The sequence below is a fragment of the Cellulomonas chengniuliangii genome (assembly GCF_024508335.1).
Classification (GTDB): Bacteria; Actinomycetota; Actinomycetes; order Actinomycetales; family Cellulomonadaceae; genus Cellulomonas_A; species Cellulomonas_A chengniuliangii.
Map to the genome: position 1 here is coordinate 3,212,292 of NZ_CP101988.1, position 15,385 is coordinate 3,227,676.

Annotated in this window: 16 protein-coding genes, 1 tRNA gene and 1 other RNA gene; 12 read left to right on the plus strand and 6 right to left on the minus strand. The window is 73.1% G+C overall.

The window, feature by feature from the left end; all coding sequences use genetic code 11:
- Positions 1–247 precede the first annotated feature (247 nt).
- Genes NP064_RS14910 through NP064_RS14920 form a run of 3 tightly spaced genes read left to right on the plus strand, consistent with a single transcriptional unit; the run spans position 248 to position 2,291 of the window.
- The gene (locus NP064_RS14910; RefSeq protein ID WP_227570069.1) at positions 248–1,459 is read left to right on the plus strand and encodes a hypothetical protein; all 1,212 of its coding nucleotides are present in this window, start codon (positions 248–250) and stop codon (positions 1,457–1,459) included.
- Complete coding sequence (locus tag NP064_RS14915) at positions 1,459–1,893, plus strand: hypothetical protein (protein WP_227570068.1); 435 nt, start codon at positions 1,459–1,461, stop codon at positions 1,891–1,893. The genes NP064_RS14910 and NP064_RS14915 overlap by 1 nt, the downstream gene beginning before the upstream one ends.
- A gap of 56 nt (positions 1,894–1,949) precedes the next feature.
- Complete coding sequence (locus NP064_RS14920) at positions 1,950–2,291, plus strand: hypothetical protein (protein ID WP_227570067.1); 342 nt, start codon at positions 1,950–1,952, stop codon at positions 2,289–2,291.
- Between the two features lie 22 nt (positions 2,292–2,313).
- Here NP064_RS14920 and ffs read toward each other — a convergent pair.
- Positions 2,314–2,410: signal recognition particle sRNA small type (ffs, locus tag NP064_RS14925), an RNA gene on the minus strand.
- Between the two features lie 77 nt (positions 2,411–2,487).
- On the opposite strand from ffs, the gene NP064_RS14930 reads away from it, so the two are divergent.
- The 4 genes from NP064_RS14930 (at position 2,488) to NP064_RS14945 (ending at position 6,786) form a co-directional block, all read left to right on the plus strand.
- Positions 2,488–3,900: a ferredoxin reductase family protein gene (locus NP064_RS14930; RefSeq protein WP_227570066.1), complete on the plus strand. Its 1,413-nt coding sequence runs from the start codon at positions 2,488–2,490 to the stop codon at positions 3,898–3,900.
- A gap of 13 nt (positions 3,901–3,913) precedes the next feature.
- Complete coding sequence (locus tag NP064_RS14935) at positions 3,914–4,384, plus strand: FMN-binding protein (RefSeq protein ID WP_227570065.1); 471 nt, start codon at positions 3,914–3,916, stop codon at positions 4,382–4,384.
- The gene (locus tag NP064_RS14940; protein WP_227570064.1) at positions 4,381–5,133 is read left to right on the plus strand and encodes an FAD:protein FMN transferase; all 753 of its coding nucleotides are present in this window, start codon (positions 4,381–4,383) and stop codon (positions 5,131–5,133) included. The genes NP064_RS14935 and NP064_RS14940 overlap by 4 nt, the downstream gene beginning before the upstream one ends.
- A gap of 303 nt (positions 5,134–5,436) precedes the next feature.
- Positions 5,437–6,786, plus strand: a complete 1,350-nt coding sequence (locus NP064_RS14945; protein WP_227570063.1) for a hypothetical protein — start codon at positions 5,437–5,439, stop codon at positions 6,784–6,786.
- A gap of 51 nt (positions 6,787–6,837) precedes the next feature.
- Here NP064_RS14945 and NP064_RS14950 read toward each other — a convergent pair whose 3' ends face one another.
- The gene (locus tag NP064_RS14950; RefSeq protein ID WP_227570151.1) at positions 6,838–8,349 is read right to left on the minus strand and encodes a CoA-acylating methylmalonate-semialdehyde dehydrogenase; all 1,512 of its coding nucleotides are present in this window, start codon (positions 8,347–8,349) and stop codon (positions 6,838–6,840) included.
- Between the two features lie 150 nt (positions 8,350–8,499).
- On the opposite strand from NP064_RS14950, the gene NP064_RS14955 reads away from it, so the two are divergent.
- Positions 8,500–8,991, plus strand: coding sequence for an NUDIX hydrolase (locus tag NP064_RS14955; protein ID WP_227570062.1), 492 nt, complete (start codon positions 8,500–8,502; stop codon positions 8,989–8,991).
- A gap of 56 nt (positions 8,992–9,047) precedes the next feature.
- Positions 9,048–9,132 (plus strand) — tRNA-Ser (locus NP064_RS14960).
- A 111-nt stretch (positions 9,133–9,243) separates the two neighbouring features.
- Here NP064_RS14960 and NP064_RS14965 read toward each other — a convergent pair.
- Complete coding sequence (locus NP064_RS14965) at positions 9,244–10,149, minus strand: nuclease-related domain-containing protein (RefSeq protein WP_227570061.1); 906 nt, start codon at positions 10,147–10,149, stop codon at positions 9,244–9,246.
- 131 nt (positions 10,150–10,280) lie between these two features.
- Here NP064_RS14965 and NP064_RS14970 point away from each other — a divergent pair, with 131 nt between their 5' ends.
- Positions 10,281–10,829 (plus strand): hypothetical protein, encoded by a 549-nt coding sequence (locus NP064_RS14970; RefSeq protein ID WP_227570060.1) that lies wholly within the window; start codon positions 10,281–10,283, stop codon positions 10,827–10,829.
- Here the strand turns inward: NP064_RS14970 and NP064_RS14975 are convergent.
- Positions 10,821–12,056 carry a BaiN/RdsA family NAD(P)/FAD-dependent oxidoreductase gene (locus tag NP064_RS14975; protein ID WP_227570059.1) on the minus strand — a complete coding sequence of 412 codons (1,236 nt, stop codon included), beginning with the start codon at positions 12,054–12,056 and terminating at the stop codon, positions 10,821–10,823. The two genes, NP064_RS14970 and NP064_RS14975, sit on opposite strands and share 9 nt — an antisense overlap.
- A gap of 181 nt (positions 12,057–12,237) precedes the next feature.
- On the opposite strand from NP064_RS14975, the gene NP064_RS14980 reads away from it, so the two are divergent.
- Positions 12,238–12,672, plus strand: a complete 435-nt coding sequence (locus NP064_RS14980; protein WP_227570058.1) for a ScoMcrA-related endonuclease — start codon at positions 12,238–12,240, stop codon at positions 12,670–12,672.
- A gap of 239 nt (positions 12,673–12,911) precedes the next feature.
- On the opposite strand, the gene NP064_RS14985 is transcribed toward NP064_RS14980, so the two are convergent.
- Positions 12,912–13,814, minus strand: coding sequence for an alpha/beta fold hydrolase (locus tag NP064_RS14985; RefSeq protein ID WP_227570057.1), 903 nt, complete (start codon positions 13,812–13,814; stop codon positions 12,912–12,914).
- A 338-nt stretch (positions 13,815–14,152) separates the two neighbouring features.
- On the opposite strand from NP064_RS14985, the gene NP064_RS14990 reads away from it, so the two are divergent.
- Positions 14,153–14,881, plus strand: a complete 729-nt coding sequence (locus tag NP064_RS14990; protein ID WP_227570056.1) for a tyrosine-protein phosphatase — start codon at positions 14,153–14,155, stop codon at positions 14,879–14,881.
- Between the two features lie 129 nt (positions 14,882–15,010).
- On the opposite strand, the gene NP064_RS14995 is transcribed toward NP064_RS14990, so the two are convergent.
- Positions 15,011–15,277: a hypothetical protein gene (locus NP064_RS14995; protein ID WP_227570055.1), complete on the minus strand. Its 267-nt coding sequence runs from the start codon at positions 15,275–15,277 to the stop codon at positions 15,011–15,013.
- Positions 15,278–15,385: the final 108 nt, after the last annotated feature.

A 15,385-nucleotide genomic window follows, 5' to 3' on the forward strand; every position in this document is an offset into this window, starting at 1 on the left:
CGTCCGTGAACGGGGCGTTCGACTCCCACTGACATGCCCCGTCCGGCGGTCGTTCACACCTCGGTCACCTCCCTATTCGCGTCGCGCGACGCCGCGTGCGGTGCGGCGCGCCCCGTGCGCTGGGGCAAACGAGTCGGACAGGCAGCGGCGGCACTGAGCGGTCGTCGCCACCCCCGCGCGCCGCTTGACCGCGGTCGGCCGCCCGCCCCGCTGCTAGCCTCGCGCCCACCCCACCCGAGAGGATCCCGTGGACGACGTCACCCTCCGCTACGCGACGCTCGAGCGCAGCGCGCAGGTCCTCGACCGCCAGCGCTCGCACGCCGACGCCGTTGGCTCCTACCTGCGCACCCACGCCGACATCGCCGACAGCACGGGCGCTCTGCTCGCCTGCCTGGCGCCGCTCTCGGCCCTGGCCGTGGAGCTCGGCGCCCAGATCGCCCGCGGGGCAGGGCTCGCGTGCACCGCGGCCGCGGATCGTGTCACGCAGACGTCGCTGGCGTACGCCGAGTCCGACAGGTCCGCGCACGAGGTCATGAGCCGCCTGATCGTGCGGCAGAGCGGCACGGCGACGCCGTGGCACGACCCCCGCAGCGACGTCCTGCCTGTCGGCGACGCCCTCGAGTCGGCTCCGCCCGGCCACGGCGACGCGCCCGCGTGGTTCGGCGCAAAGTCGTCCGCGATCGGGTCGACGGCGGGCGGCCTGGTCGGCAGCACGCGGGACCTCGTCGGCCAGGTGGCCGGCTGGGGGGCGCCCACCCAGGTGACCGAGGCCGTCGCGGCCCAGTCCTTCCTGGTGGCGCCGCAGGTCGCAGAGAACGTGGTGCAGGACCTGCGGTGGAACGCTGGCGTGCTGCTCGGCTCGGTCGACTGGGTCGCCGAGCAGCTGCTGGGCTTCTCGATCCTGGGCGAATGCGTGTTCAAGCCGCTGGGCGGCGACTGGCGGGCGATCGGGCGTGCCGAAGCGGCCTGGACGCACGGCGGCGAGGCGATGTTCGGCGTCGCGCGCAACTGCGCAGCGCTTGCGAGCGGCTCGGTCGACGGCTGGCAGGGAGCCGCGGGCGACGCGTTCCGGGGGGCGATGACGGCCTACGCGGCGGCCATGGCCGCCGCCCAGGTCGCCTTCGACCGCGCCGCGGATCTCGTAGGGACGGTCGGCACCGTGTCCAAGCTCGCCTGCGCGGGCATCGGGATGGGCCTCAAGCAGATCTCGCGGCTGCTCGTGACCCTCGCCGCGGAGGCCGCGGTGCCCGTCATCGGCTGGGCGTCCGCGGCGGCGACAATCTGGTGGAAGGTCGAGCAGGTCGCCGGCATCGTGCGGCTCGTCTACAACCTTCTCGAGACGATCGCGGACGCCATCAACGACTTCGTGGACGCCAAGGCGCACCTGTGGGACGTCGCGTCGCTGGTCGAGGACCTGACCGAGACGGTGGCGCGTCGGGCCGCTGTGGCAGGCGCCTGATGAGCGAGCAGCAGCCGGGGCCCGGGGCGCGTCCCGGCGCCTACGCCGCTCGTGTCAGCGACCTCGTGGGACAGATCGAGGCGATCGGCGCGCGGCTCGACAGAAGCTTGCGGTCCGAGCCGGACGTGCGCGCGGAGGCTGCCCGCAGAGGCGAGCTCGGACCTGACTGGCGCACCGTGCAGCAGCGCATCGACGCCGGCCGCACCTCGCTCGAGGCCGTGTTCGGCGGAGAGGACGAGTCGCCCGCGGCGCAGGCCCTGCGCACGATCTCCCGGCGGACGCTCGCCGGCCTCGCCCGCGCGCGTGACGACTCACCGGGCGGCGCGCAGGACGACCTGGCCGATGCGTTCGAGGCGGTGCGTACCGCGCGCGAACGGTTCGAGCGCAGTGCGGGCCCCTTCCCCGACGGGCGCCCCGGGGCGGGTGCGCCCTGAGCGGCGGGGTGCGGCGCTGGAGCCTTCGGCTCATCCGGCCGACGCTCGTGCTCGACGTGACGGCAGGTCAGGACGTCGCGCTCGCGCAGGCCGTCGCGGCGCTGCGCGCGCGCCGGTTCCGGGTGCACGCGGCTCCTGGTCCGGCACGGGTGGAGGCCGAGCGCCGCAACTGGTGGACGCTGCTGTCAGAGATGCTGCCTGAGCGGTGGCTCGTCGACGTCACCGCCGTGCCCGGGGGCTCGGGCACGCTCCTGCGCTGGACGTTCGTGCGGGGCGGGTACGACGGCGCCCTCGCCCGGTGCGCCCCGCGGCTGGTGGACGACGCGGTCGGTCGGCTGCGCGCCCTCGGGGTGGAAGTCACCGTGGGCGAGTGGGAGTCGAGCGTGCCCTCGCGCTGACCGCCGTCAGGGATGCCGGGCATGCAAGGACCCCCCGCACACCCGCCAGAGCTCGCCTGCCCTTGCTGCCTTCCGGCCCTGGGGGAGTTCAGCGAGATGACGCCGCACGAGGGGTCTGAGACCAGCCTAACGCAGACCGCGCGCTGCCGGTCGCGCCTCCCGGCAAAATCCCAGGTTGAGCCGCCAAGGTGAGCGCATGAGGCCCCCGAGCAGCCCCGAGGTCGAGGCGACGGCGACCGCTCGGGGCGGCCCACGAACCTCCCCGGGCACGGCCGTGGGCGCGGTGGCGGCCGCGAGCGTGCTCGTCGTGGTGGCGCTGTGGGCGTCGAACGGCAACGTGGCCGAGCTCGGGCAAGGCCCCGGCGCGGCGCTCACGTCGATCGGCAGGCTGTGCGGCCTGGTCGCCTCAGACCTGCTGCTGCTCCAGGTGCTCGCCATGGCGCGCATCCCCTGGGTCGAGCGGGCCCTGGGCCAGGACACCGTCGCCCGATGGCACCGGCTGCTCGGCTTCACCTCGATCACCCTGATGCTGGCGCACGCGCTCGCCGTCGCGGTGGGCTACTCGCTGCTGGACGGGATCGGGTTCTGGCCGGAGCTGTGGGCGCTGGTGACCACGTATCCCGGGGTGCTCCTGGCGACAGCGGCCACCGCGCTGTTCGTCATGATCGCGGTGACGTCGGTGCGCGTCGCCAGGCGCTCCCTGCGGTACGAGTCATGGCACCTGCTGCACCTCTACGCCTACCTCGGGGCGGGGCTCGCGCTGCCGCACCAGCTATGGACGGGCGCCGACTTCCTCGCATCCCCGGCGGCCACCGCGTACTGGTGGACGCTGTACAGCCTCGCCCTGGCGAGTGTGCTGATGTTCCGGATCGGCCGGCCCCTGGTGCGCTCGCGACGGCACCGGCTGACGGTCAGCGAGATGACTCCCGAGGCGCCTGGCGTGGTGTCTGTGCTGCTCACCGGGCCGCGCCTGCGGGAGCTGCCCGTGGCGGCGGGCCAGTTCTTCGTGCTGCGCTTCCGCACCGGGCCCGGGTGGACGCGCGGGCACCCGTTCTCACTGTCGGCCGCGCCGCGACCGGACGCGCTGCGCTTCACGTTCAGCGTCCGCGGGGACGACGGCCCTCGACTCGCAGCCCTGGCCCCTGGCACGCCCGTGCTGATCGAAGGGCCGTTCGGACGGCTCGTCCCCAGCGTCCGGAGCAAGCCCGGCATCGTCGCCATCGCGGGCGGCATGGGCATCACCCCGCTGCTGTCGCTGCTGCAGGACGCTGTGCGCCGCGGCGACGCGCAGGGGCCGCTGACGCTGCTCCGTCGGACCAGCACGTCGGGGCCGCTGCCGCTCGCCGGCGACGTCGAGGACCTGGCCCGCGACGGGGGGCTGCGCGTCGTGGACCTGGTCGGGCGGCGGAGCGTCACCGGCACCTCGTGGCTGCCCGTGCAGCTGGGCCACCTCAGCGGGCCCGACGCGCTGCGCGCCCTCGTTCCCGACCTGGACGCCTGCGACGTGTACGTGGCAGGCGCCGCCGAGTGGGCGGACGCCGTCGCCGCTGACGTGCGCGCCGCCGGTGTGCCACGGTCGTCCCTGCACGTCGAGCGCTTCGCCTGGTGAGAGGGGTCTGACCGTGCGCCGCATCATCTTCGCCGCCTGCTGCACCGTCGCGGGCCTCGTGCTGCTCTTCTCCTGGCCGACGAGCTGGAACCGCCCGGTGGACGGCGGGACGGCCGACGGCCCTTCCGGGCCCGCGCGTGGGGCGGCCGTTCCCGGGGCGGCCGACGGACCGGCGCCGGGACAGGCCGACCTGGGCGCCGTCCCTGCAGGTGGGACGTACACCGGCGTCGCCGTCCCCAACGGCCACGGCGACGTGCAGGTGCAGATCACCGTGGCCGACGGGGCGGTGGTCGCCGCCGAGGCGGTCCAGTACCCGACCAGCGACCCGCGGGCCCGGCAGGTCAACACCCGCGCGATCCCGATCCTCGACGAGGAGGCCGTCGGCGCCACGAGCGGCGACATCGACATGGTGTCCGGGGCCACGCTGACGAGCGACGCGTACCGGGAGTCGTTGCAGGACGCGCTGGACCAGGCCGGGCTGTGAGCGGGGCGCCGGAGCGGCGCGCCTGGGTCGAGCAGGTCATGGGGATGCCGATCAGCGTCCACGTGCGCGGACCGGGGGCGCGCGGCCCTGACGCCGAGCGCGCCGCCGCCGGGCTGTTCGCGAGCCTGCGCGCCGCGGACGCCCTGTTCAGCACCTACCGGCCCGAGTCGCAGGTGAGCCGCTTGCGGCGCGGCGACCTCGACCTGGTGGAGTGCGCCCCGGCCGTCCGCGAGGTGCACAGCCTGTGCGTGCGGGCGCGCGCGGCCACCGACGGCTACTTCGACGCCTGGGCGTTGGGCGACGGCTTCGACCCGACCGGGCTGGTGAAGACCTGGGCGCTCGAGCGCGCGGCCGTGGGCCTCGCGGCGCTGCCGGGTCTGGGGGCCGCAGTGGGCGCGGGCGGCGACATCCTCGTGCTGCCCGACGGGGAGGCGTGGCGGATCGGCATCGAGGACCCGCGCGACCGCAGCCGCACCGTGGCCACCGTGCCCGTGCGGGAGGGCGGCATCGCCACCTCCGGCATCGCGGCGCGCGGCGCCCACATCATCGACCCGCGCACGGGCCAGCACGTCACCGAGGTGCTCTCCGCGACCGTGAGCGGCCCCTCGCTGCTGTGGGCGGACGTGTGGGCCACTGCCGCCGTGGCGCGCGGCGCGGAGGCGGTCGACTGGGTGGGCGGGCTGCCGGGGACCAGCGGGCTGCTGGTGCTGGCCGACGGCGGCGTGCACCGCTGGGCCAACCCGGCCTGACGGAATCGCGTCGTCCCCGAACGGATGACTTCTCGGGGAATGGGCTGCGTTTCACCCGGCCGCATTCACCCGCGCGGGCGCATTCCTTGCCCACAGTCCGGAGGAATCGGATATACAAGGCACACGCCGCTAATCGCCCAGCCAGTCCTCCGTCGCTGCAGACCGGAGAACCGCAGGCCACAGCGGCAGCTGAGCCTCCGTCATCGATACGCCCCCGCGGCGCACGCCTTCCGCATGCCCAGATTCCCCCGCACGAGAACGCCCTGCCGAATGAGCGTGGGGCAATTCCCCCAAGGAGCCACCATGACCAACCCACGCCTCACTGCGACATTGGGCATCGGAGCCGTCGGAGTCGCCGCGGCCCTGCTGCTGGCCCCCGCCGCCCAGGCGGCCACGTGCCTGCCCTCCCCCGGATCGCCGTTCGTGCCGGCCACCTACGAGGACGTCCTCGTCTCGCCGGCCGTCGAGGCCGCGCCCGCCGTCCCGGCCGTCGACGAGGTGAGCCACACCGAGCACCGTTACGCCCGCACGGTCATCGACCAGCCCGCAGCGCCCGGCCAGGACGCCGTCATCCGGGAGAAGTGGTCGATCTCCACCTACATCAAGGGCTGGACCAAGACGGACCAGGTCCGCACCAAGATCATCACCCCGGCCTGGGACGAGTACACGACCCTGTACTGGCACTCCCGCCAGGTCGAGACCGACCCCGGCCAGCCGTACATCGCGCCCACCTTCGCGACGGTCGTGGACCAGCCGGCGTGGACCGAGGAGATCCAGCACCCGGCGGAGTACACGACGGTGCGCCACGAGGCCGTCACCGAGCTCGAGTACGAGTGGGTCAACATCTTCGCCCACTGGAAGAAGCAGTGGTCGGCAGGGGACCCCGGCTTCGGGTGGATCAAGACGGGGGCGTGCAAGACCGTCGTCGTCACGGAGGCGTACGACGAGCAGGTGCTGGTGAAGGCCGCCTGGGTGGAGAAGGTCGAGCACCCCGCGACGTACAAGGAGATCGTGGACAACCCTGGCCAGGAGTACATCGCGCCGACGTTCACCACCGAGCGCCGCGTGTCCGGGCACCAGGACCTCAACGGCAAGGGCGACGCCGGTCACGGGTGGACCCCCACCGGCGAGACGGTGCAGAAGCTCGTCAAGCACCACCCCGCCGTGACCAAGCCGGAGTACCTGCACACCCAGGTGGTCAAGGAGGCCGTGGACCCGATCGAGGAGGTCTCACACGAGGAGACCACCGACTGGCTGAGCGAGGCTCCGGAGGGCGACGGCTGGACGGTCGTCGACGAGCGCACCGTCATCGACCAGGAGTTCGTGCCCGCCGTCCCGGCCGTCGAGGCCGTCGACGCCGTGTGGGAGCAGCGCGAGCTGACGCCGGCAGTGCCGGCCGTCGACCCGGTGGTCTGCGCCGCCGACCCGGCCGCCGTGCCGGACCCGACAGTCACCTACCTCAGCGAGGTGCTGGCCGCGCCGCTGCCAGCCGCCCCGGCTGCGGCAGTCCCGGCCGCCGCCCCGACGGTGGTGCGGAGCGAGGTGCTGGCCGCGACCGGCTCCTCGGCCGGCCTGTACGCCATGGGCGCCGTGACGCTCGTGGCCCTGGGCGGCACGCTTGTCGCCGCTCGCCGTCGGACCTCCGAGGACTGACACCACAGCGGGCCCCGGCGCTTCGGCGCCGGGGCCCACTCGCGTGCCCGCTCAGCCGGCTGTCGTCCGCCCGAAGTGGAAGGACGTGGCCGTCGAGCGCGGCCAGCGGCTGGTGACGACTTTGCCGCGGGTGTAGAAGCGGACGGCCTCAGGCCCGTAGACGTGGCTCTCGCCAAACAGCGAGTCCTTCCACCCGCCGAACGAGTGCCAGCCCACCGGCACCGGGATCGGCACGTTGATGCCGATCATGCCCACGGACACCGAGCGCTGGAAGGTGCGGGCCGCGTCGCCGGAGGCCGTGAACAGGGCGGTCCCGTTCCCGTAAGGGTTCGCGTTGACGATCTCGATCGCCTCCGTGAGGCCCGCCACCCGCAGCACCACGAGCACCGGGCCGAACACCTCCTCGGCGTAGGCCCGCATGTCGGTGGACACGCCGTCGAGCACCGTCGGCCCCACGAAGAAGCCGCCCTCGTGGCCGGCCACGGTGTGCCCGCGGCCGTCGACGAGCGCCCGCGCGCCGCCGTCGACCGCCTCGGTGACGATCTGCTCGATGCGCTGCTGGGCGGCACGCGTGATCACCGGGCCCATGTCCGACGCCGGGTCGCTTCCCGGCGCCACCCGCACCGCCAGGGCCGCGGCGCGCAGCCGCTCGAGCAGCGCGTCGGCCACCGAGTCGGCGACGAGCGCCACCGACACCGCCATGCACCGCTCCCCCGCGGCGCCGAACGCCGCCGCCGTCAGGTGGGTGGCCGCCAGGTCGAGGTCGGCGTCGGCCAGCACCACCGCGTGGTTCTTGGCGCCGCCCAGAGCCTGCACCCGCTTGCCGTGCGCGGTGGCCGTGGCGTGCACGTGCTTCGCGACGGCGGTGGAGCCGACGAAGGACACCGCCGCGACGTCCGGGTGCGTGAGCAGCCCGTCCACGGCGACCCGGTCGCCCTGCAGCACCGAGAACACGCCATCGGGCAGACCCGCGTCCGCCCACATCTCCGCGAGCAGCAACGACGCCGAGGGGTCACGCTCGGACGGCTTGAGGATGAACGCGTTGCCGGTGGCAATGGCCATCGGCGCCATCCACAGCGGCACCATCGCCGGGAAGTTGAAGGGGGTGATGCCCGCCACGACACCGAGCGGCTCCCGGAACGAGAACACGTCCACATCGGTGGCGACTTGGTCCGAGTACTCGCCCTTGAGCAGCTGCGGGATGCCGCACGCGAACTCCACGACCTCGAGCCCGCGGCCGATCTCGCCCACCGCGTCCGAGAGCACCTTGCCGTGCTCCGCCGTGATCACCGCCGCCAGCTCGGCCGTCCGGGCGATGAGCTGCTCCCGGAACGCGAACATCACCGCGGCGCGCTTGCCCAGCGGGGTCTGCGCCCACGCGTCGGCCGCTGCGAGGGCCGCTGCGACCACCGCGTCGATGTCAGCCTGATCGGCGAGCACGACCTGCGCGGTCACCTGGCCGGTCGCCGGGTCGAAGACGTCCTGGCGACGATCGCCCACGCCCGGCGTCGGGGCGCCGCCGATGACGTGGCCGACGAGCGTGCTGACACCGGTGCTGGCGATCGAGGGGTTCGCGGTCACGGTTCTCCTCCAGGCGAGGCCATCGACGTCGACGGGTCCCGTCACGCTAGCGCCCAGCACCTCGGCGGAGTAGGGCTGACAGCGGACCAGGGCAGGCGGCGCCTCGTGGGACGCCCGTGCCACACTCGCCGGATGCCTGAGCACTACGCGCCCGACGACCACGCCACCGACCGGGCCCTGCTGGTCGCCGCGTCCTACGTGGTGCTGCGCCGCGACGACCAGGTGCTGCTGCAGCTGCGCCGCGGGACCGGGTACATGGATGAGCACTGGGCCACGATGGCCGGGCACGTCGAGCCCGGCGAGTCCGTGCACGAGGGCGCCGCCCGCGAGCTGTGGGAGGAGGCCGGCGTGCGCGTCCGCGTCGAGGACCTCGTGCCCCTGACGATGCTGCACCGCTACCAGGTGGGCGGGCCGCAGGTCGAGCAGCGCTGCGACGTCTTCTTCGAGAGCCGCGCCTGGGCCGGTGAGCCCTGCATCATGGAGCCGGCCAAGTGCGCCGCGATGGAGTGGTTCCCGCTCGACGCCCTGCCCTCGCCCGTTGTGCCGCACGAGCTGCTGGTCCTCGAAGGGCTCCGAGCAGGGGCGACGCTGCCCCCGATCGTCTCGTACCGCACCGGCGGCTGACCCGGCCTGGGCCGTGTACCCAGGTCGCAGCGGCGTCGGGTATCCTCATCCGGCCGGGAGGATTCGCCTAGTGGCCTATGGCGCACGCTTGGAAAGCGTGTTGGGTGAAAGCCCTCGGGGGTTCGAATCCCCCATCCTCCGCGCACCGAAGGGCCCGTCACCCGCAGCACTGTGGGAGACGGGCCCTTCGACGTCGCCGCGGATCGAGGGCGCGCTTTACCCCCTCCCTGCTCCCCCATCTGGCGCCTTGGTTCAGCGCGGCTGCCAGGTGGACCGCCAGCGCGCGGCGTCGTAGATGCGGTCCACTTGCTCTGGGGTCAGGCGTGAGGGGAGCTTTCGCAGCGGCTTGTAGGCCCGTGTGGCGCGGTAGACCAGCACGTCGCCGGGCTGCTCGCGGATCCGCAAGGCCCCGGATCCGAGTCGGAAGACGAGGACCGCTGTCGCCGTCACGGCGACGCCTGAGGCAGCCGAGAGCAGTCTGGCCGCGCGGGCAGCCTCATGGCGCGAATTCCGCAGGTACGGCACCGGCTGGTTGTTCACGCGGACTTGCCGGGGCACTACCCACACACTGGCGCCCGGGTGGTGCTTGGAGTTGACAGTGAACACGCCAGGCGGGCCGATCAGCACGTGGTCGATATCGGATCCGCCCAAGCCGACAGGCACGGAGTGAAGGACCTTCCATCCATGCCGGGTGAGGCGCTCGAGCTCTCTGCCGATCGTCTCTTCCGCATCGGCGCCGATGCGCCACGCACGCTCGTCGGTGCGCACGTCGAAGATGCGCCCAAGCCAGGTGCGGAACCTGCCGGACCGAGCCTTCCGGGCCTCGAGTTCTTCGAGGGCCCGCGCACGCGCAGCGCTCCCTGCCCGTCGCCCGCTCAGGTCTTCGTCGCTCAACCGAGTCGAGCCTCCAGAGTCTGAGGCACCTGGATCGACCGGAAGTGGAAGAGAGCAGCTCTCGATACGCGGCTCCGGGATCACAGACGCCCCCGAAGCACACTCGGCCCAGCGCCCGAGGGCCCCAGCGGTGCTCGAATCGGACGGCACCAGCGCCCCGCTGCTGTTATCCCGGTAGCCGATCTGCATTCCAGATGCGGTGTCGATGACGTAGGTGCGGTCCTTGCCGTGGCGGCGCCACTCTCTCGTCTCGAATTCCCCCATGCGTGATGGATCGGCATGCTGCGCCAGTCGCTCAAGGAACCACCGTGACTACTTGGCGACAACCAGCACACCGCATCGAGGTCGCCTGATTGGCGCTAGCTGCACGGAATGGCAGCTGTGAAGCTCCGACCGTGGACGTCCGGTACCAGCGTTTCGTGCGCAGCGTGCTGAGTCCCGACGACTCCCGCGAGCTCGAGGAGGTCGATCGGCTCGCTGTTGAGCTGCACAACCACCTGCAGGCCTCGTCGGCCGAGATTGACCTCGTGCATGTGCACCGGGCTCAGAGCAGCGCTGTGCAGACCATCGTGTCGATCATGCTCCGCGAGCACCTTGGATTCCGCGAGGAAGTCATCCTGACTCCCAGCAATGGCTTCACGACACTTGCCCGTCCCGACTTCGTCTACGGCCTGGCTCCTGGGCGGGGCCCCATCGCGGAGGTGGAGCGGGGTGGCACCACGACGAACAATCACGACCTCAAGGACCTGTGGAAGACCCACGTCGCTCCCGACGCCCAACACCTTTTCCTGGTGGTGCCGAATGCCAACTGGAATGAGGCTGGCGCGGCGCGCGAGCGGCCGTACACGCGGGTGCTGCAGCGGCTCGGCGCGTTCTTCGGCGACCCTCGGCGCGAAGTCGACGTGGTCAGCCTTCACGTCTTCGGGTACGGACGCTCAGCGTGAGCGGCGGGCGCTCTCGCCGCGGAGCCACGCCAGCGCCCCGTGCGCCGCGACCACGCCGGTGCTGAACGAGGCCTGCAGCAGGTAGCCGCCGGTGGGCGCCTCCCAGTCGAGCATCTCGCCCGCGACGAAGGTGCCGGGCAGCCGGCGGACCATCAGCGACTCGTCGACCTCCGACCAGGCGAGGCCGCCCGCGGTCGAGATGGCCCGGTCGATCGGCATCGTCGCGGTCACCACGACCGGCACCGCCTTGACCAGCTCGGCGGCGGCGGTGGGCTCGGTCGGCAGGGCACCGCCGGCGGCCTCGCGGAGCAGGCCGATCGCCGCCGGGTCGAGGCCGAGGCGGCGCAGGGTGCTCGACGCGGAGTCCTTCGGCCGACGGCGCCGCAGTCGCTCGGCGAGCTGGTCGACGGTCAGGTCGGGGCGGAGGTCGACGTGGAGGACGCACTCACCGTCGGCGTCGAGGGCGTCGCGGATGGCGGCGCCGATCGCGTAGACGGGGCCGCCCTCGATGCCGGTGCGGGTCAGCATCGCGTCGCCGCGCCCGGACTGGTCGCGCCCGAGGACGGTCAGGCCCACGTTCTTCAACGGCGTGCCCGCGAACCGGTCGGCGAAGACGTTGGTCCACGCGACCTGCACCCCGACGTTCGCGGCGCGCAACGGAGTCACCGCGGCGCCACGCTCTTCGAACAGCTCAACCCACCCGCCGTCGGCGCCCAGCCGCGGCCAGGAGGCGCCACCGAGCGCGAAGAGCGCGACCTCCGGGGTGGCCTCGACTGCCTCGCCGTCGCCTCGGGTGAACCGCAGCGCACCCGTGCCTTCGGCCCATCCGGCCCAGCGATGCCGGGTCTCGATCCGCACGCCGAGCTCGGCCAGGCGCGCCAGCCACGCCCGCATCAGGGGCGTCGCGCGGAACGCCTGTGGGAACACCCGCCCGCTCGACCCGACGAACGTCGGCTCCCCCAGGCCCGCACACCAGTCGCGCAGATCGTCCGGGCTGAACACGTCGAGCATCGGCGCGATCCGCTCGGCGGACCGGCCGTACCGGGCCAGCATCCGGTCGCGATCCTCGGAGTGTGTGATGTTCAGCCCGCCGTGCCCGGCCAGCAGGAACCGGCGGCCGACGGACGGCATCCGGTCGTAGACCGTGACCTCGACACCCGCCCGGGCCAGTGTCTCGGCGGCGATCAGCCCCGCCGGGCCGCCGCCGATGACCGCGGCGGTGCTCATCGGGGGGATCGACCCAGTGCGACGGTGGGCGTCAGGATCGGCATCGGGCGAACGTAACCCACGCGCGACGACGCGCACCAACGCCGCGTCGTCGCGCCAGCCTTCGCAGGGCTCGGCCAGGGGCCGAACGGGCGTCCAGGACCGAGTCGTAGGCTTCTCGATCGTGGCAACGTTCTCTTCCGTGGCAAAACAGCACATCTTGCAGGCGATCGCCGAGTACGACGACCGCGGCTCCGACAGCTTCCACCACGTCTTCGGCCTCGGGCTGTCGACGGACTACACACTCCTCCACGAGGGCCGCTCCTACGACGCGAAGGCGATCCTCGGGGTCGCGCACCGCTTCGCGACGGGTCGGCTGGCGAGCGTGGCCGAGGTTGACGGCGGACTGCCGAACTCCGTGGAGATCCTGCGCAAGCGCGGCTTCGAGGTGACCGAGCCCGCGTCGGCTTCGCGGGCCGCAGCACGCCCCGCACGTGCGGCCCGGGCGCCGCGGGCTCCCCGCGCCGCCACCACGACGGCGACCCGGCCTGCCCCGGTCCGCGAGGCCCCGGTCGCGATCTGCCCGACATGCTCGATGACCCTCCCGGCGACCGGCGTCTGCGACACCTGCTCCTAGGCCGCCAGAAGGCGGCAGGTGCTGGCGGGTCGACAGGTCCCCGTCGGAGGCCGTGCTGTCGGTGCGGCGGGTGTGGTTCAGCCGCAGGACGGTCGACGACATCGGGCGCAGGTCATCACCTGGCCGCCGGAAAGAACGACCCGGCGCATTTCCGTAGGAGCACGCGTAGCGCCATCACACCGTCGCCCGCACCTCTGCCGGCAAGCGTGCGGACGGAATTCTCGGATCGCGACCGCTTGTTACGAAACGTCGCGGCCGATCAGCTCCGTCAAGACGCCGGCGAGCTCGACCGGCGCGTCCTCCTGGATGTTGTGGCCGGCGTCCACGACGACCGCGCGCGCGCCGGGCGAACGTCGCGTCAGCTCGGCCGCGGCCTCGGCCGTCAGCAGCCCCCGGCCCGCGCGCACAAGGTCGACCGGGATCCCGAGGCCCTCGATCGTCGTCCAGAGCGTGTCGGCGTCGAGCCGGAGCACCGCCCGGCCGCCGAGCGTCGCGAGGTGGTGCTTCCACACGACCGTGCCGTCGGGTCGCACGCGCGTGTTGAGGTGCACACCCCGCTCGAGCCGGTCCCGCCCGCCGCCGAGACCGAACGCCAGCGCCCGGGCGACGATCTCGTCACGCGAGGCGAACTCGGCGGGCCCGGCGAGGAACGCCTCGACCTCGCGCGCGGCGCCCGGCGGCAGCGGCAGGATGTCCACGAGCACGAGGTGGGCGACCAGTCCCGGGTCGTACGCGGCGACGACGGCGCCAATCAGGCCGCCGAGGGACTGCCCGACGAGCGTCGCACCCCGCTCGACGAGGCCGTGCGAGACCCATCGGTCGAGTGCGCGCGCGACGACCGGTCCGAGCGTCTCCGGGCCGTAGTCGCCGTCGTCGCGCCACGCCGAGTCACCGTGCCCCGGCAGGTCGAGCGCGAGGGCCGCGAACCCCCCGGCCAGCACTGTCGCGTCCCAGGTGTGCGCGTTGAGCGCGGCGCCGTGCAGCAGGACGACACGTGCGGGTGAGGGGCCCCATGCGAGCGCGCTCACGCGCCCGTCACCCGCGTCGACCTCGACCCGCCGGACCTCCGGGAGCGGGTCGGTGCGACCGACGTCGCGCGCGTCGTCGGGCAGGAACGAGAACTCGTCGCGTTCGTCGGTCATGATTCGTCCATTCGGTCGTCCGCTCTTGCCGCGCTGGGGTGACCCACTCTCGCGGCCCCCGGCGGGGCGTTGTCACGCGAATCGTCGCAGCACCTTCGAAAGCGTTCACATTCCGGTTCGCGCTCTCACATCGTCTCGCGGCGCGGGCTCGATCAATGCCCGGGGAACTGCTGTCACTAATGTCGCACGAATGCTGGGGACATGCCCCGGAACGGCGCACGCCGGGGCGAGGCTGAGGTGAAGGCGATGGGCGCAGTGACCGACCGGGGCGGAGCCGTGCTCGACGCCCTGGGCGCCGCCTCCCGGCCGCGCACGCAGCGCCCACGCGAGATCTCGCCGTGCCGGGCTTCGCCAACCTGCGGGACGTCGGTGGGTACCGCATCGGCGCGACCGCGACGGCACGCTGGCGGAGCCTGCTGCGCGCGGACATGCCGCACGAGCCGGTGGATCTGCGAGCGCTCGCCGACGTGCCCGTGGGCACGGTGATCGACCTCCGCGAGGACGACGAGGCGCTCGAGACCGCATCCGTCTTCGTCGAGCGCGGGTTCCACGTCGTGCGTCGGCCCGTGTTCGGTGGGACGGCCGAGTCGTTCGTGAGCCGACGTGTGCGGCTGACGGAGCTCTACACCCACGTGGTCACGGCGTGCGCGCCGGGCCTCACGGACGCCGTCCGGGCGATCGCCGACGCCGAGGCGTCCTCGGCCGTGCTCGTGCACTGCACGGCGGGCAAGGACCGCACCGGCCTGACGGTCGCGCTGGCCCTGCGCGCGGTCGGCGTCGACCGCCGCGACGTCGTGAGCGACTACGTCGCGACCGAGGCACGCCTGCGCGGTCCCTGGCGCGACCGCAGGCTCGCCGAGCTGGAGGAGCACCACGGCGCGGACCTGTCTGGTTCGAGCCAGCTCCTGTTCGGGAGCCCGGGTCACGCATTCGACCACGCGCTCGACCTCGATCGACATCGGCGGTCGCATCCACACCGCCGTCAACGTTCACCACTTCACCGGCGGCCCGTGCGCGGAGCTTGTCGTCCTGGGCGCGGCAGCCGCCGTGACCGCCGACCGCATTGAGACCATCGTCGCCGTGGGCAGCGCTGACCTTGGCATCTTGGCGCCCTGCGGTAACTCCGCGATGGTCGAGTAGCGACGGAGCGCGGTACGCGGCTCCGAGGGCCGCGGCCCTGCCGCGGTGGACTTCGCTCAGGCGCCGCACGACGCGGTGACGTCGGCGCCGGTGAACGCCTCGCGACCTGCGGCCCGCGTCTGCGTGGGCGTCGGGACGGGAGCGGCGGGAGCGGTCGTGGCTGCGACCCCGGGCGCCCGCGTGCTGGATATCGGCTCCGGCACGCCGCCGGCGTCCGGTGGCGAGGCCTCGTCGGCCGGGACGACGGGCAGGGCGTACGCCATGGGCGTCATGAGCCGGATGACGGGAAGTTCCCCCCACACCGCGCCGGGGCGGACAGGCACCCGCCCCGGCGTGACCTCAGTACTGCTCTGCCGCTTCCCTGCACGCCCTTGTCGACTCCCAGCGCTCGTCGACGCAGAGCTTCGCGAGTTGCTCCTGCGGGTCAGAGA

Bases quoted from the DNA above. Each gene is read 5' to 3' on its own strand.
- NP064_RS14915 (WP_227570068.1), top strand. From the start codon at position 1,459: ATGAGCGAGCAGCAGCCGGGGCCCGGGGCGCGTCCCGGCGCCTACGCC.
- NP064_RS14955 (WP_227570062.1), top strand. From the start codon at position 8,500: ATGCCTGAGCACTACGCGCCCGACGACCACGCCACCGACCGGGCCCTG.
- NP064_RS14985 (WP_227570057.1), bottom strand. From the start codon at position 13,814: ATGACCGACGAACGCGACGAGTTCTCGTTCCTGCCCGACGACGCGCGC.
- NP064_RS14945 (WP_227570063.1), top strand. From the start codon at position 5,437: ATGACCAACCCACGCCTCACTGCGACATTGGGCATCGGAGCCGTCGGA.
- NP064_RS14930 (WP_227570066.1), top strand. From the start codon at position 2,488: ATGAGGCCCCCGAGCAGCCCCGAGGTCGAGGCGACGGCGACCGCTCGG.
- NP064_RS14965 (WP_227570061.1), bottom strand. From the start codon at position 10,149: ATGGGGGAATTCGAGACGAGAGAGTGGCGCCGCCACGGCAAGGACCGC.
- NP064_RS14975 (WP_227570059.1), bottom strand. From the start codon at position 12,056: ATGAGCACCGCCGCGGTCATCGGCGGCGGCCCGGCGGGGCTGATCGCC.